At 59.6% G+C, this 15,778-nt stretch carries 17 protein-coding genes and 1 tRNA gene; all 18 read right to left on the bottom strand.

The window, feature by feature from the left end; all coding sequences use genetic code 11:
- Positions 1 to 29: 29 nt before the first annotated feature.
- Positions 30 to 542, bottom strand: coding sequence for an NADH-quinone oxidoreductase subunit NuoI (gene nuoI / locus LAD35_RS06045; RefSeq protein WP_184705833.1), 513 nt, complete (start codon positions 540 to 542; stop codon positions 30 to 32).
- A 15-nt stretch (positions 543 to 557) separates the two neighbouring features.
- Entirely contained in the window at positions 558 to 1,634 is a 1,077-nt protein-coding gene (gene nuoH, locus LAD35_RS06040) for an NADH-quinone oxidoreductase subunit NuoH (RefSeq protein WP_224151809.1), read from the bottom strand.
- Positions 1,631 to 3,745 (bottom strand): NADH-quinone oxidoreductase subunit NuoG, encoded by a 2,115-nt coding sequence (gene nuoG, locus LAD35_RS06035; RefSeq protein WP_224151808.1) that lies wholly within the window; start codon positions 3,743 to 3,745, stop codon positions 1,631 to 1,633. The genes nuoH and nuoG overlap by 4 nt, the downstream gene beginning before the upstream one ends.
- A 14-nt stretch (positions 3,746 to 3,759) precedes the next feature.
- Positions 3,760 to 5,115, bottom strand: coding sequence for an NADH-quinone oxidoreductase subunit NuoF (nuoF, locus tag LAD35_RS06030; RefSeq protein WP_224151807.1), 1,356 nt, complete (start codon positions 5,113 to 5,115; stop codon positions 3,760 to 3,762).
- Entirely contained in the window at positions 5,112 to 5,603 is a 492-nt protein-coding gene (nuoE, locus tag LAD35_RS06025) for an NADH-quinone oxidoreductase subunit NuoE (RefSeq protein ID WP_224151806.1), read from the bottom strand. The genes nuoF and nuoE overlap by 4 nt, the downstream gene beginning before the upstream one ends.
- Entirely contained in the window at positions 5,600 to 6,853 is a 1,254-nt protein-coding gene (locus LAD35_RS06020; protein WP_224151805.1) for an NADH-quinone oxidoreductase subunit D, read from the bottom strand. Before LAD35_RS06020 ends, nuoE begins: the two co-directional genes overlap by 4 nt.
- A 27-nt stretch (positions 6,854 to 6,880) precedes the next feature.
- Positions 6,881 to 7,489, bottom strand: a complete 609-nt coding sequence (locus tag LAD35_RS06015) for an NADH-quinone oxidoreductase subunit C (protein ID WP_224151804.1) — start codon at positions 7,487 to 7,489, stop codon at positions 6,881 to 6,883.
- 8 nt (positions 7,490 to 7,497) lie between these two features.
- Complete coding sequence (locus LAD35_RS06010; protein ID WP_021028558.1) at positions 7,498 to 7,977, bottom strand: NuoB/complex I 20 kDa subunit family protein; 480 nt, start codon at positions 7,975 to 7,977, stop codon at positions 7,498 to 7,500.
- A 22-nt stretch (positions 7,978 to 7,999) separates the two neighbouring features.
- Complete coding sequence (locus LAD35_RS06005; RefSeq protein WP_184705847.1) at positions 8,000 to 8,359, bottom strand: NADH-quinone oxidoreductase subunit A; 360 nt, start codon at positions 8,357 to 8,359, stop codon at positions 8,000 to 8,002.
- A gap of 69 nt (positions 8,360 to 8,428) precedes the next feature.
- Positions 8,429 to 8,513 (bottom strand) — tRNA-Leu (locus LAD35_RS06000).
- Between the two features lie 116 nt (positions 8,514 to 8,629).
- Complete coding sequence (gene secG, locus LAD35_RS05995) at positions 8,630 to 9,094, bottom strand: preprotein translocase subunit SecG (protein WP_224151803.1); 465 nt, start codon at positions 9,092 to 9,094, stop codon at positions 8,630 to 8,632.
- A gap of 42 nt (positions 9,095 to 9,136) precedes the next feature.
- Entirely contained in the window at positions 9,137 to 9,877 is a 741-nt protein-coding gene (gene tpiA / locus LAD35_RS05990) for a triose-phosphate isomerase (protein WP_224151802.1), read from the bottom strand.
- On the bottom strand, positions 9,874 to 10,869 hold the full coding sequence (locus LAD35_RS05985) for an NAD(P)H-quinone oxidoreductase (RefSeq protein ID WP_224152599.1): 996 nt from the start codon (positions 10,867 to 10,869) through the stop codon (positions 9,874 to 9,876). Before LAD35_RS05985 ends, tpiA begins: the two co-directional genes overlap by 4 nt.
- 97 nt (positions 10,870 to 10,966) lie before the next feature.
- Positions 10,967 to 13,189: a polyribonucleotide nucleotidyltransferase gene (pnp, locus tag LAD35_RS05980; RefSeq protein ID WP_184705853.1), complete on the bottom strand. Its 2,223-nt coding sequence runs from the start codon at positions 13,187 to 13,189 to the stop codon at positions 10,967 to 10,969.
- 204 nt (positions 13,190 to 13,393) lie between these two features.
- Complete coding sequence (gene rpsO, locus LAD35_RS05975; RefSeq protein WP_184705855.1) at positions 13,394 to 13,660, bottom strand: 30S ribosomal protein S15; 267 nt, start codon at positions 13,658 to 13,660, stop codon at positions 13,394 to 13,396.
- A gap of 383 nt (positions 13,661 to 14,043) precedes the next feature.
- The gene (locus LAD35_RS05970; protein ID WP_224151801.1) at positions 14,044 to 14,379 is read right to left on the bottom strand and encodes an AzlD domain-containing protein; all 336 of its coding nucleotides are present in this window, start codon (positions 14,377 to 14,379) and stop codon (positions 14,044 to 14,046) included.
- Positions 14,376 to 15,086: an AzlC family ABC transporter permease gene (locus LAD35_RS05965; protein WP_224151800.1), complete on the bottom strand. Its 711-nt coding sequence runs from the start codon at positions 15,084 to 15,086 to the stop codon at positions 14,376 to 14,378. The genes LAD35_RS05970 and LAD35_RS05965 overlap by 4 nt, the downstream gene beginning before the upstream one ends.
- A 45-nt stretch (positions 15,087 to 15,131) precedes the next feature.
- A complete protein-coding gene (locus LAD35_RS05960; protein WP_224151799.1) occupies positions 15,132 to 15,749 on the bottom strand; it encodes a hypothetical protein in 618 nt (205 codons plus the stop codon).
- Positions 15,750 to 15,778 lie beyond the last annotated feature (29 nt).

Below are 15,778 nucleotides of genomic sequence, written 5' to 3'. Positions count from 1 at the left end.
CTCTTTTCAATCAGTCTCCAAGCGCCGCCTTAACGGTACTTTGCGTCCGCAGCCTTGGCTGCGGCAATTTCAGGTTCGTAACGGTCGCCCACGGCCAACAGCATTTCCTTGGTGAAGTACAGGTCGCCGCGCTTTTCACCGTGGTATTCCAGAATCTGGGTCTCCACGATCGAGTCAACAGGGCAGCTTTCTTCACAGAAGCCACAGAAAATGCACTTGGTCAGGTCGATGTCATAACGGGTGGTACGGCGCGAGCCGTCATCACGCACATCGGACTCGATGGTGATCGCCATTGCAGGGCAGACGGCTTCGCACAGCTTGCAGGCAATGCAACGCTCTTCACCGTTTTCGTAGCGGCGAAGCGCATGCAGGCCACGAAAACGTGGAGACAGCGGCGTCTTTTCCTCAGGGAACTGAACGGTGATCTTGCGCGCGAAGGCGTAGCGACCCGTCAGGGCCATGCCCTTCATCAATTCCCAGAGCATGAAGCTCTTGAAAAAGTCCTTCACCGAGAAAGTGCGGGGAGAAACTGCAGTAGTCATGTTGTGTGTCTCCGCTTACTTCCAGATGTTCCAGGGCGACAGCAGCCAGCCGCCGACAAAGACCAGGTACACCAGGGTCACGGGGATGAAGATCTTCCAGCCCAGACGCATGATCTGGTCATAGCGGAAACGCGGGAAAGTCGCGCGAATCCAGATGAACATCGACACCACCAGGAAAGTCTTGGCTGCCAGCCAGATCCAACCGGGGATGAACGACAGGAATTCGAAAGGTGGCAACCAGCCGCCCAGGAACATGATCACGGCCAGGATGGACACCAACCACATGCTGGCGTATTCAGCCAGGAAGAACACGGCAAAGCCCATGCCCGAGTATTCAACCATGTGGCCAGCCACGATTTCGGCCTCACCCTCCACCACGTCGAACGGGTGACGGTTGGTTTCGGCCACGCCCGAGATCAGGTAGACGATGAACATCGGCAGCAGAGGCAGCCAGTTCCAGGAGAAGATGCTGGCACCGGCCGATGCCATCATGCCCTTGCCTTGCGCAAGCACGATTTCGGTCAGATTCATGCTGCCCGTAACCATGATGACCACCAGGAAGCAGAAGCCCATGGCGATTTCATAGGACACCATCTGGGCAGATGCGCGCAGCGCACCCAGGAAGGCGTACTTGGAGTTCGACGCCCAGCCCGCAATGATCACGCCATAGACTTCAATCGAAGTGATCGCCATCACCAGCAACAGGCCTACATTGACGTTGGCCAATGCCACATCAGGTCCAAAAGGAATCACCACCCAGGCAGCCAGCGCAGGCATGATGGCCATGATGGGCCCCAGGCGGTACAAGCCGGAACTCGCAGCTGTAGGCGTGATGATTTCCTTGGTCGCCAGCTTCAAGCCATCGGCCAGAGGCTGCAGCAAACCGAAAGGTCCCACGCGGTTGGGACCGTAGCGCACCTGCATGAAGCCCAGCAGCTTGCGCTCCCACAGCGTCAGATAGGCCACCGCGCCCATCAGGGGCAGCACGATGCACAGGATCTTGATCAGGTTCCAGATCACCGGCCAGACCAGCGTCGACCACCAGCCCGCTGCGATCAGTGTCAGACCGCCGTTGTAAATCGCGTCAATCATGGTGCCACCACCTCCGAGGATTGGCGGGCATCCGCAGTCATTTGCAGCGCAGGCGCACGACGCACGATTCCATCCAACTGGTAAATGCTTGCGACAACCGGCTCCTGGGTTGCAGGGGCCGATACCGCCATATTCGTCTTGGTGCTGTTGGACAGCAGCTCAGCAGGAACCTGGTCCTGCGAGCGCGTGGCCACGGCCAGCACATCCTGGGACGACTCAAAGTCCATGCCTGCTGCGCCGAGCAGATTACCCATGACGCGCAGCACCTTCCAGGCTGGTCGTGCATCACCCAGCGGCTTGACGACTGCATGGAAGCCCTGCACGCGGCCTTCGGCGTTCACGAATGAGCCCGATGTCTCGGTGAATGGGGCAATCGGCAGCAGCACATCGGCGATGTCCATGTTGGCCTTGAACGGGCTCAGGCTCACCACCATCTCGCAGCCTTGCAGACCATTGCTGCCAGCGGCCGAATCGAACGCGGGTTCCGTGTTCAGCAAAATGGCGGCCTTGATGCCACCAGCCAGCATCTGACCAGCGTGGAGGCCCTGCCCTTGCGGCACGGCGCCCACCCATTGCGCACCCACCGTATTGGCCGCTTCCGTGAGGAAGCCGACGGTCGCACCCGTCTGGGTACCAATCCAGTTGGCAATCGCCAGCAAGGTGCTGGCTTGCGCGTGGTGCGCTACCGCGTTGCCCAACAGGATGGCCTTTTGCTCACCACTTTGCAGTGCGCGAGCGATCTCGATGGATTCAGGCGTGACGGTGCCTGCGTTGTTTGGTGCCTCAACGGCCTTGGACTGAGCAATGGCGGCTGCGACCGAAGACAGCGCGTAAGCCCACTGTGCAGCAGGAGCCAGCAACTGGTGGGCCACAGGCATGGCCAGATCGAAAGCCTTGGCATTGATTGTGGCGACCACCGCACCCTTGCGGGCAGCCTGGCGAATACGCTGCGCGAACAGCGGATGTTCCTTGCGCACGTTCGAGCCCACCACCAAAGCGGTGTTCAGATCCGACAGCGAAGCAATGGAACGACCCAGCCAGCGAACACCGTCGTCCTTGGCAAATTCGGCATTGCGCAGGCGATAGTCGATATTGCGGCTGCCAAGGCTGCGCACCAGTTCGCCTGCCAGGAACAGCTCTTCCAGCGTGCTGTGCGGGCTGACCAGTGCACCCAGTGCCTCGGCGCCATGATCGCGCTGCACACCCTTGATGCCATTGGCAACATATTCCAGGGCGACCTGCCAGCTGACTTCCGACCACTGACCACCTTGCTTGATCATAGGCTTGGTCAGGCGCTCTTCGCCGTTGAGCGCTTCGTAGGAGAAGCGGTCACGGTCGGCGATCCAGCATTCGTTGACGGCATCGTTCTCGAAAGGCACGACACGCATCACCTTGTTGTTCTTGACCTGAACGATCAGATTCGCACCCGTGGAGTCATGGGGCGAGACAGACTTGCGGCGGGACAGTTCCCAGGTACGGGCACTGTAGCGGAAAGGCTTGCTCGTCAGTGCACCAACGGGGCAAATGTCGATCATGTTGCCAGAGAGCTCGGAATCGACTGTGTCGCCCACCACCGTAGTGATCTCGGAGTGCTCGCCGCGGTTGACCATGCCCAGTTCCATCACGCCGGACACTTCCTGTCCAAAGCGCACGCAACGGGTGCAGTGGATGCAGCGGCTCATTTCTTCCATGGAAATGAGCGGACCCACATTCTTGTGGAACACCACACGCTTTTCTTCTTGGTAGCGCGAGCTGCTGCCACCGTAACCCACGGCCAGATCCTGCAACTGGCACTCACCACCCTGGTCGCAGATCGGGCAATCCAGCGGGTGGTTGATGAGCAGAAACTCCATCACCGATTGCTGAGCCTTCACCGCCTTGTCCGAGGTGGTACGCACAATCATGCCTTGCGTCACTGGCGTAGCACACGCAGGCATGGCTTTGGGAGCCTTTTCCACGTCCACCAGGCACATGCGGCAGTTTGCCGCGATCGACAGTTTCTTGTGGTAGCAGAAGTGAGGGATGTACTTGCCCGCGGCATCAGCCGCGTGCATGACCATGCTGCCTTCCGCGACCTCGACCTTCTGACCGTCTATTTCAATTTCAACCATATGCTCTCTCGCGATCAGGAAGAAGCAGCGGTCTGCTTTTCAGCAGCGTTGATCTTTGCTTCGAATTCATGGCGGAAATGCTTGATCATTGCGCGTACCGGCATGGCAGCCGCATCACCCAATGCACAGATCGTGCGCCCCATGATGTTGCCGGCCACGGAGTCCAGCATGTCCAAATCTTCCTTGCGGCCATGGCCATGCTGGATACGATCCACCATGCGCCACAGCCAGCCCGTGCCTTCGCGGCAAGGCGTGCATTGACCGCAGGATTCGTGCTGGTAGAAGTACGACAGACGCAGCAGACTCTCGACCATGTCGCGCGAGTCGTCCATCACGATGACGGCACCCGAGCCCAGCATGGATCCGGCCTTGGAGATGGAGTCATAGTCCATCGTGCATTCCATCATGATGTTCGCCGGCAGCACTGGCGCAGAAGATCCACCAGGAATCACTGCCTTCAGTTGGCGGCCCGTACGCACACCACCGGCCAGCTCCAGTAGCTTGGAGAATGGTGTTCCCAGCGGAACCTCATAGTTGCCTGGCTTGTTCACGTCACCGCTGACCGAGAAGATCTTGGTGCCGCCGTTGTTCGGCTTGCCGCACTCCAGATAGGCCTGACCACCGTTTCGGATGATCCATGGCACCGCAGCAAAGGTTTCGGTGTTGTTGATGGTGGTAGGCTTGCCGTAGAGGCCAAAGCTCGCAGGGAAAGGCGGCTTGAAGCGAGGTTGCCCCTTCTTGCCTTCAAGCGACTCGAGCAGAGCCGTTTCCTCGCCGCAGATGTAGGCGCCAAAACCATGGTGTGCATGCAACTGGAAGCTGAAACTGCTGCCCATGATGTTGTCACCCAGGTACCCAGCCGCACGGGCTTCTTCCAGAGCAGCTTCAAAGCGATCGTAGACCTGGAAGATTTCGCCGTGGATGTAGTTGTAGCCCAGCGAAATACCCATCGCGTACGCGGCAATGATCATGCCTTCGATCACGATGTGCGGGTTGTACATCAGGATGTCGCGGTCCTTGCAGGTGCCTGGCTCTCCCTCGTCCGAATTGCATACCAGATGCTTTTGGCCGGGGAAGTTGCGAGGCATGAAGCTCCACTTCAGGCCGGTAGGGAAACCTGCGCCGCCACGGCCACGCAGACCCGATTCCTTCATGGTCGCAATTACCTGGTCTTGGGTCAGGCCCTCGCCACCGTCCTTGCCCAGCAGTTTGCGCAGGGCTTCATAGCCGCCACGTGCCTCGTAGTCCTTGATCGACCAGTTGGTGCCATTCAAACCCGCATAGATCTGCGGATCGATGTGGCGGTCATGGAAGCAGGTTTCGACGCCAGTTGCCTGGAACTGCTTGAGAATTTGAGCGGATGTAGTCACTTGGTGTCCTCCGCTGCGCGCAATCCGTCCACCAGCTGATCCAGTTTCTCGTCATCCATGAAACTGCACATATGGCGGTCATTGACCAGCAGCACCGGCGCATCGGCACAGGCACCCAGGCACTCGGACTGTTCGACGGTGAACACGCCATCGGCGGTGGTATCACCCATCTTGATGCCCAGCTTGTCTTCGAGGTGCTTGAGCGCCTCACGGCCACGGCGCAACTGGCATGGCAGGTTGGTGCATACGCTCAGCTTGTATTTGCCGACCGGATGCTGGTTGTACATGTTGTAGAAGGTGGTCACTTCATGCACGGCAATTTCCGGCATTTCCAGGAATTCGGCAATGACTGCCTCGCTCTCCTGACTGACCCAGCCTTCTTCCTGCTGCACAATCGACAGGCAGGCCATCACGGCCGATTGCTTCTGCTCTGCCGGATACTTGGCAACTTCGCGTGCAAAACGTGCTTTTGTTGCTTCGGTAATCATCGGTCAACGTCTCCAAACACGATGTCCAGGGTGCTCAGCACCATCACGGCGTCAGCCAGCATGTGGCCGCGGCTCAACTCGTCAAGAGCGGCCAGATGCACGAATCCCGGTGGACGAATCTTCATGCGATAGGGCTTGTTGGCACCATCGCTCACCAAATAGATGCCGAATTCACCCTTGGGGTGCTCCACAGCCGCGTATGCCTCGCCCTCGGGCACCTTGAAGCCTTCGGTGAACAGCTTGAAGTGGTGAATCAGCTCTTCCATGTTGCTCTTCATCGCTTCGCGATCCGGAGGAGCAGCCTTGTGGTTGTCGGTGATCACCGGGCCGGGATTGGCACGCAGCCAATCCACACACTGCTTGACGATGCGGTTGGACTGGCGCATTTCCGCCACGCGAACCAAGTAACGGTCATAGCAGTCACCCGTCGTGCCCACTGGCACATCGAACTCCATGCGGTCGTAGACCTCGTAAGGCTGCTTCTTGCGCATATCCCATGCCACGCCGGAGCCACGCAGCATCGGACCGGTCAGCCCCAGGTTCAGCGCGCGCTCGGCATCAACCACGCCGATACCCACATTGCGCTGCTTCCAGATGCGGTTGTCGGTCAGCAGAGTTTCATATTCATCACAGCACTTGGGGAAGCGTGCCGTGAAATCATCGATGAAGTCGAGCAGCGAGCCCTTGCGGTTGCTGTTCATCAGCTCCAGCGACTTGGCATTGCGCACCTTGCTGGCCTTGTACTGCGGCATGCTGTCAGGCAAATCACGGTACACACCACCGGGGCGGAAGTAGGCAGCATGCATGCGGGCGCCAGAGACGGCCTCATACATATCCATCAGGTCTTCGCGTTCGCGGAATGTATAGATCAGGATGGTGGAGCTGCCGCCGTCATTGCCCGAAGAGCCCAGCCACATCAGGTGATTCATGATGCGGGTGATTTCGGAGAACATCACACGGATGTACTGCGCACGGATAGGCACTTCCAGGCCCATCAGCTTTTCGATGGCCAGGCAGTAGGCGTGCTCGTTGCTCATCATCGAGCAATAGTCCAGGCGATCCATGTAAGGCAGCGACTGGATGAATGTCTTGCTCTCGGCCAGCTTTTCGGTGGCGCGGTGCAACAGACCAATGTGCGGGTCAGCGCGTTGCACCACTTCACCATCGAGCTCCAGCACAAGACGCAGCACCCCGTGTGCTGCAGGGTGCTGGGGACCGAAGTTGAGTGTGTAGTTTTTGATTTCAGCCATGTTTTTTCATCGTGAGGACCGAATGCCTCAGTGCAGGCCTCCGTAATGCTCTTCACGAATAATGCGGGGCGTGATCTCGCGTGGCTCGATCGAGACAGGCTCGTAGATCACCCGGCCCTGCTCCGCGTCGTAACGCATTTCGACATGGCCGGACAGCGGGAAATCCTTGCGGAAGGGATGGCCGATGAAGCCATAGTCCGTCAGAATGCGTCGCAGATCGGAGTGGCCTTCAAACACGATGCCAAACAGGTCGAAGGCTTCGCGCTCAAACCAGTTGGCGGAGCCCCACAACTCGCTCAACGTGTCGACGACCGGAAAATCATCGTCCTGACAGAACACGCGCACACGCAGACGCTGGTTCAGGCTCACCGACAACAGGTGGCACACCACCGCATAGCGGGGGCCATCGGTACCGACATCCTTGTATGCGGAGTAATCCAGACCACACAGATCCATCAGCACTTCAAATTTGCATTCGGGGGCATCGCGCAGCAGTTGCATTGCAGCCAGATAGTCCTGGGCAGCCACTTCCACTGTCACCTCATCCAGCGCCAAGGTCACGGAACGCGCCTTGTCGCCCAGCACACGGGCGATGTTTTGTTGCAGCACAGTCGGCTGTATCAGTTCAACACTCATTCCGACTCCTAGGCGCGTGCAATGGTATGGGTGCGGCGAATCTTCTGCTGCAGCTGGATGATGCCGTAGATCAGCGCCTCGGCAGTGGGAGGGCAGCCTGGAACGTACACATCCACCGGAACAATACGATCACAGCCCCGCACCACCGAATAGCTGTAGTGGTAGTAGCCACCGCCATTGGCGCAAGAGCCCATCGAGATCACCCAGCGCGGCTCCGCCATCTGGTCATACACCTTGCGCATGGCCGGAGCCATCTTGTTGCACAGCGTGCCAGCCACAATCATCAAGTCCGCCTGGCGTGGACTCGCGCGAAACACTTCGGCACCAAAGCGACCGATGTCATAACGCGCTGCAGCTGCGTGCATCATTTCGACAGCGCAGCATGCCAAACCAAACGTCATGGGCCAGATGGACCCTGTCTTGGCCCAGTTCACCACCGAGTCGTAGCTCGTGGTGACAAAGCCCTTTTCCAACACACCTTCAATCATCGTGCACCTTTGTGATTTCCGGTTATTCCCAGGTCAGCGCGCCTTTTTTCCACTCATAGGCGAAACCCACCACCAGAATGGCCAAGAACACGAGAACCGCGATAAAACCAGGCATTCCCACTTCGTGCAGCGATACTGCCCAGGGGAAGAGGAAAGCAATTTCCAAGTCGAAGAGAATGAACAGAATGGCGACGAGATAGTAACGCACGTCAAATTTCATGCGTGCGTCTTCAAACGCCTCAAAGCCGCATTCGTAAGGGGAATTTTTCGCCGCATTCGGGCGATTGGGACCAAGGATGTATCCCGCCACCAGAGGACCTACACCGACAAGAATGCCCACCAGAATGAACAGGAGGACTGGGAGGTATTGATCGAGATTCATCTGAGTACTCACCGCAGGAGCCAACCTGGGTAAGCACAAGACGCGACCCAGGCAGGCCTTTTTTTGTGTTGGTGCCGTCGGCGAGACTCGAACTCGCACAGCTTTCGCCACTACCCCCTCAAGATAGCGTGTCTACCAATTTCACCACGACGGCTGTTTTTGACTGGTCTGGCAGGTGTAATTGCTTTTGCAACAATTTACTTCCCAGACAGACCAAGATTCTACTCTGTAAAAACCCTGATATCGGGGATTCTTTCCAAAATAGTTGACTTATTTCGCTGCGGGTTGCGCTGGCTCGGTAGGCGTTGCAGCGGCAGGAACATCTGCTGCTGCTGCAGGCGCAGGCACAGCGGCATCACCGCCAGCAGCTGGAGCAGCAGGCGTTGCCGGTGCAGGCACCGAAGAGCTTGCGGGAGGCACTGCAGCATCAACAGCTGGTGCATTGGACTGCGGAATGGTTGCAGCAGGGCCCTCCAGCACGCTACCAGCGGATGTAGGACGGGCATTGCCAAAATAAGCCAGTGCCAGCGTGGCCGCAAAGAACACCGCAGCCAGCACCGCTGTGCTGCGCGAGAGGAAATTGGCACTGCCGGAAGCGCCGAACAGGCTGCCCGCACCGCCGCCGCTACCAAAAGCCGCGCCTGCATCTGCACCCTTGCCATGTTGAACCAGGACCAGGCCAATCATGCCCAGTGCAGCCAACATCTGAATTGCCAACAAAATCGTTACCATCATCTACCCTCTTTATCAAAATCGATAGCTGCCCGCACCCATATATCAAGCGGCAGCGGCAATAATCTTCAGAAAATCTGGTGCTTTCAGTGCTGCACCACCAATCAAGCCACCATTGATATCCGGCTGTGCCAGCAGTTGCTCGGCATTGCCTGCATTCATGCTGCCACCATACAGCAGCGGCACCTTGGCCGCCTGGGTACTGGCAGCCGCCAGTTGCGCGCGCAATACAGCATGGACAGCCTGCGCCTGCTCGGGCGTCGCAGTCTTGCCGGTACCAATGGCCCAGACAGGCTCATAAGCAACCACGATTTCCGTTGTGCAGGCACCAATGGCATGGATCACCGCCGCCAGTTGGCGCTTGACCACAGCCTCCGTCTCACCTGCATCGCGCTGCGCCAGGGTCTCACCCACACACACAATCGGTGTGATACCCGCATTCAGTGCCTTCTGCGCCTTGGCAGCCACCATAGCATCGGTCTCGCCATGGTACTGGCGTCGCTCGCTGTGCCCCACCAGGACATAGCGCACGCCGAACTCGCGCAGCATGGCTGCAGACACCTCACCAGTGTAGGCACCACTGTCGTGCGCAGATACGTCCTGCGCACCCAGTTGCACGGCAGAGCCCTGCAGCAAGCCTTGTACCTGGGAGACATAGACGGCAGGCACAGCCACTGCCACATCGCACGCAGCCTGCCCCAGTCCTTGCAGAATTTCTTGCAGCAAGGATTGGTTGGCAGTCAAGCTGCCATTCATCTTCCAATTGCCTGCAATCAGTTTTTTCATTGCTCGCTCCAGCTCAGCATGATCTTGCCGATATGTTGGTTGGATTCCATCAGCGCATGGGCCTCGGCCGCACGCGCCACAGGGAACCGGCTATGAATGATGGGACGCACCTTGCCAGCAGCCAGCAAAGGCCACACTTTGGCCTGCAGGGCCTTTGCGATCGCAGCCTTGAAAGCCACAGGACGGGGACGCAGGGTGGAACCGGTGATCTGCAGACGGCGGCGCAGCACCAGGCCGGCATTGAACTCCGCCTTGACACCGCCTTGCACGGCAATGATGACCAGCCGGCCATCCTCTGCGAGCGCCTCCACCTCACGGGCCACATAATCGCCTGCAACCATGTCCAGGATCACATCAACGCCCTTGCCTGCGGTGATGCGCTGGACTTCTGCGACAAAATCCTGCGTCCGGTAGTTGATGGCATGGTCAGCCCCCAGCTCACGGCAGGCCTGGCATTTCTCGTCCGAACCCGCCGTCACAATCACTTGCGCACCAAAAGCCTTGGCCAGCTGGATTGCCGTCACGCCAATGCCGCTGCTGCCACCCTGAATCAACAAGGTTTCGCCCGCCTGCAGCGCACCGCGGTCAAACACATTGCTCCAGACCGTGAAAAAGGTCTCAGGCAGGGCTGCAGCCTCCAGGTCCGACAGACCCGCAGGCACCGGCAGGCATTGCGCAACAGGCGCCACGCAATACTCGGCATAACCACCACCGGCAACCAGCGCACAGACGCGGTCACCCAGCTTCAGGCCCTGCGCAGCCATGGCTGCAGCATCACCGGCAACGATGACACCCGCAACCTCCAGCCCGGGCAGATCAGACGTGCCCGGAGGCGGCGCATAGTGGCCCTTGCGCTGAAGCACATCAGGGCGATTGACACCACTGGCAGCCACATGAATGCACAGCTCGCCCCGCCCTGCTTGCGGCATGGGGCGCTCGCCCAGCTTCAAGACACCCGGCTCGCCAAAGCCGTTCATCTCGACAGCACGCATCTTGTCCATGGCGCTTCCTTGGTACATCACATCATTCACATTGTTCGATCAACAAAAACGCACCCAGGCCCAAAAGCTTGGGTGCGCCCAGCAGGCATTACTGCTGCTGCTGTTGTTGCTGATCGCCCTCAGCACCCACGCGTGGCTCACGCGGCTCGCGGTGCTGGCGTGGTGCACGCTCGCGGAATTCGCGTGGCTCGCGAGGTTCGCGCTCCGGCATGCCCGCTGGACGCTCGGTCAGCGCCTTCATCGACAGCTTGACGCGGCCCTTGTCATCGGTTTCCAGAACCTTGACCTTGACCACTTGGCCTTCCTGCAGGTAATCGGTGACCTTTTCAACGCGTTCATGGGCGATCTGGCTGATGTGCAGCAGACCATCCTTGCCCGGCAGCAGGTTAACCAGAGCGCCGAAGTCCAGAATCTTCACGACCGGGCCTTCGTAGACCTTGCCGATTTCGACTTCGGCAGTGATCTCCTCGATGCGGCGCTTGGCTTCGTCTGCCTTGGCACCGTCGGTGGCGGCGATGGTGATGGTGCCGTCTTCCTCGATATTGATCTGGGTTCCGGTCTCTTCGGTCAGCGCACGGATGGTGGCACCGCCCTTGCCGATCACGTCACGGATCTTTTCGGGGTTGATCTTCATCGTATACAACTTGGGAGCAAACGACGAAATCTCAGCCTTGGCCTCGCCCATGGCTTCCTGCATCTTGCCAAGGATGTGCATGCGCGCTTCCTTGGCCTGTGCCAGAGCAACCTGCATGATTTCCTTGGTGATGCCCTGGATCTTGATATCCATCTGCAGGGCAGTGATACCGTTGGTCGTACCAGCCACCTTGAAGTCCATATCACCCAGGTGATCTTCATCACCCAGAATGTCGGTCAGCACGGCAAACTTGTTGTCTTCCTTGATCAGACCCATGGCGATACCGGCCACGTGCGCCTTCATGGGCACGCCAGCATCCATCATGGACAGGCAGCCACCGCAGACCGATGCCATGGAAGAGGAACCATTGGATTCGGTGATTTCCGACACCACGCGGATGGTATAGGGAAATTCTTCCTTCGAAGGCAGGCAAGCCACCAGGGCGCGCTTGGCCAGACGGCCGTGGCCGATTTCGCGGCGCTTGGTCGAACCCATGCGACCCACTTCACCAGTGGCGAACGGAGGCATGTTGTAGTGGAACAGGAAACGGTCTTCAAATTCGCCAGCCAGGGCGTCAATGCGCTGTGCATCGCGCTCGGTACCCAGGGTGGAAATCACCAGGGCCTGCGTTTCACCACGGGTGAACAGCGCCGAGCCATGGGTGCGTGGCAGCACGGAGTTACGAATTTCGATGGGACGCACGGTGCGGGTGTCGCGGCCGTCGATACGGGGCTCGCCAGCCAGGATCTGCGAACGCACGATACGGGCTTCGATATCAAACAGCATGCCTTCGACCTTGACGCCGTCAAACGCCACGCCCTGCTCCGTCAGTGCAGCCTTCACATCAGCGTAAGCGGTGCGGCAAGCGAGCGTACGCACTTGCTTGTTGCGCTCCTGGTAGGCGGCGCGCAGCTTGGCTTCGCCCAGCTCGGTCACCTTGGCAATCAGTGCTTCGTCCTTGGCGGGCGCAGCCCAGTCCCAGGCGGGTTTGCCAGCATCGCGCACCAGTTCGTGGATGGCGTTGATGGCGATCTTGCCTTGGTCGTGACCGAAGACCACGGCGCCCAGCATCACTTCTTCAGGCAGTTGCTGTGCTTCGGACTCGACCATCAGCACTGCGGCTTCAGTACCAGCCACCACCAGATCCATCTGCGAATCCTTGCGCTGTGTCTGGCCGGGGTTGAGCACGTATTCGCCATTGATGTAACCCACGCGGGCAGCACCGATGGGGCCATTGAAAGGAATGCCCGAGACGGACAGTGCAGCAGACACGGCGATCATTGCGGCGATATCGGCATCCACTTCAGGGTTCAACGAAATGGTGTGGATGACCACGTGCACGTCGTTGTAGAAGCCTTCGGGGAACAGCGGACGGATCGGACGGTCGATCAGGCGGCTGGTCAGGGTTTCCAGTTCGCTAGGCTTGGCTTCGCGCTTGAAGAAGCTGCCAGGGATCTTGCCTGCAGCGTAGGTCTTCTCAATGTAGTCCACGGTCAGCGGGAAGAAATCCTGGCCGGCCTTGGCAATCTTGGAACCGACGACGGTGGCCAGAACCACGGTGTCATCGATGTTGACCAGCACGGCACCAGAAGCCTGGCGTGCGATTTCACCGGTTTCCATGGTGACCGTATGCTGGCCCCACTGGAAAGTCTTGGTCACTTTATTGAACATGGTCATATTGACTCCTTGATGGATAGCTGGGCACGCAGGCCCGGCTTGATTTAAGGGTACAAACAGAACACGATGCCATTCCAGTGCTGCACTTATAGCTACAAATTTTGCAGCATTGGAATGACACAGCTTCGCTCTGCTTTACACCCTCCGAAGTAAAAAACGCCTGAGCTAGCGGACTAACTCAGGCGTTTTCATCTCACCCCAGGCTTACTTACGCAGGCCCAGCTTGGCGATCAGCGCGGTGTAACGGTCAGCGTCCTTGGACTTGAGGTAGTCCAACAGCTTGCGACGACGGCTCACCATGCGCAGCAGGCCGCGACGACCGTGGTGGTCCTTGGCATGCTCTTTGAAGTGAGGGGTCAGTTCGTTGATACGGGCGGTCAGCAAAGCCACTTGGACTTCTGGGCTACCAGTATCGGAAGCGGAACGTGCGTTGGCCTTTACAACTTCGGCCTTGATAGATGCGGCGATCATGTGTTTTCCTTCTGAAAAATGCAGCTCGCGCTGGCATTTTTGGTTACTTGCGTCGCAGCCGGAAAAGCTTGCGACGTGCGTCTTGCACCATGCAAAACCGGTCGATTATACCAAAGTGCTGAACCACTGTGCCAGGAACTGCTTTGCGGCGCTAAGAGCGTGTTTACGATCTCTACGCAGCCGCGTTGGAGTGCAATCGGGATGAGTTCAAAGCACTGGGCCGCAGCTTGCACCGAGGTGCAGGCAAGGGCCAGCGCGAAGAAATCGCCCAATTTCACTCCAACCCATTGGGGCAGTGGGTTTGGGGGCGCCCGGCTAGGGACGCCCGGTCAGGGGCGCCCGCAAAGCCACTGTCGCGGCGCAAGGAGATCGTCAACACGTTCTTACATCCACCAGCGCACGGCCGCCGATGCCCCGGCCCCCAGCACCACCACCACTAGGAACGGAGCCCTCAGCGTTAGCGCAATGGCCGCAACCACCAAGGCCGCCAGCCGCGCATCCAGAACCAGTTGCTGGCCGCTGGCAAAGGTGTTCATTGCTGTCAGCGCAGCCAGCAAGGCGATGGTGAGCGAACCCGCAACCCGAGCCATGCGCGGATGGTGCAGCCAGCGTGCGGGCACGCCGTAACCCAGCAGCTTGGTGGCATAGGCAATAGCGCTCGCCAGCAACACCCAGAGCCACCAGTGGGCACCGATCTGTGCAACGGTTTCCGTGTTCATGCGGCGCCTCCTGCGGCGCGGGGTGCCTGCCCACTGCTGCGGGTACAGTAACCCCACACACCGCCCAGCACGGCAGCAATCAGAATCGGAATGCCCGGCGGCACCATGGGCACCGCCAGCATGGCAACTGCCGCAGCCGCCACAGCCAGCGCAATCGGCTCCCGCCCCTTGAGGCGCGGCCACAGCAGCCCCAGAAAAGCAGCCACTGCCGCACCATCCAACCCCCAGCGGCTGGGGTCGCCCAGCGCATTGCCCAGCAGTGCGCCTGCTGCCGTGAAAAGATTCCACAGGACATAGACCCCAACGCCCGCCGTCCAGAAGCCGCGCTGCTGCTCGGTCTTGTCCGCCTGGCCCAGGGCAGTGGCGGCGGATTCATCAATTGTCAGCTGTGCCGAGAGCAGCCGAGCGAGCCCCTTGGGGCCCAGCAGCGCTGCCATCTGCATCCCGTAGACCGCATTGCGCACACCCAACAAGCTGGCTGCACCCAGCGCAGCCACTCCGGCGCCGCCGCCCGCCACCACACCAACGAATGCAAACTGGGAACCGCCCGTGAACATCAAAAGGCTCAGCGCGCAGGTCTGCCATACCGAGAGGCCTGCGGCCACACCCAAAGCACCAAAGGAGATGCCATACAGCCCGGTGGCGATACTGATCGACACCCCCATGCGAAAAGCGGACGATTGCCGCCACAGCGTTGAAAGTTGCATGGGCAGCGATTGTAGGGAAGGCGTACAGGTTGCGCAGGCGCTGTGCTACTTCTGCGTCGCCTGCAGCACATCCAGCCGCCGCTGCACCTGCGCCGCCAACGCGGTATCGCCCTGTTCTTGCGCCAGACGCTGCTGATTGATGAGCCATGCGAGCAGCGCACGGCGCCAGCCCTGGGCAGAAGCAGTGTCGACCGCCTGCTGCACCACCGCCATGGGCAGTGGGCTGCGCACCGCCAGCGCGCCTGCAGCCACCAGACGCGAGAGCGGGTCTTCCATGGCCGCCAGCGCTGCAGCAGCCCCGGTGGCTTGCTGCGCCGCCACGGCCTGCTGGACTTTGGGCAACAGTGCAATGTCTGCAGGCTGCTGTGCGCCGCGCAGATAACGAGCGTAAGCCTGCTCGGGCGCTGCCGCATCCTGAGCCACAGCCTCATAGCCGCTGCATGGGGATGCATCCAGCGCAGCCACCTGTGCGGCGCAGCGTGCCAGCTCCAGCCGGGCCAGCAGGTCAGGTCGTGCAGTGCGGCGAACCTCCTCGCGCGCACGGCGCCACTCTGCATCGGCAACGCGACTGTTACCAGACAGGTAGGCATCGGTTGCCCGCTCGGCCGCACCCTGTTCGTTGATGGCCCAATCTGGTACTTTGGGGCCTCCTGCACAAGCCACTAGCGCGCAAGATGCTACCAGAACAATAG

Source organism: Comamonas odontotermitis, from assembly GCF_020080045.1.
Lineage (GTDB): Bacteria > Pseudomonadota > Gammaproteobacteria > Burkholderiales > Burkholderiaceae_C > Comamonas > Comamonas odontotermitis.
This window is presented reverse-complemented; position numbering and strand designations above follow the sequence as displayed.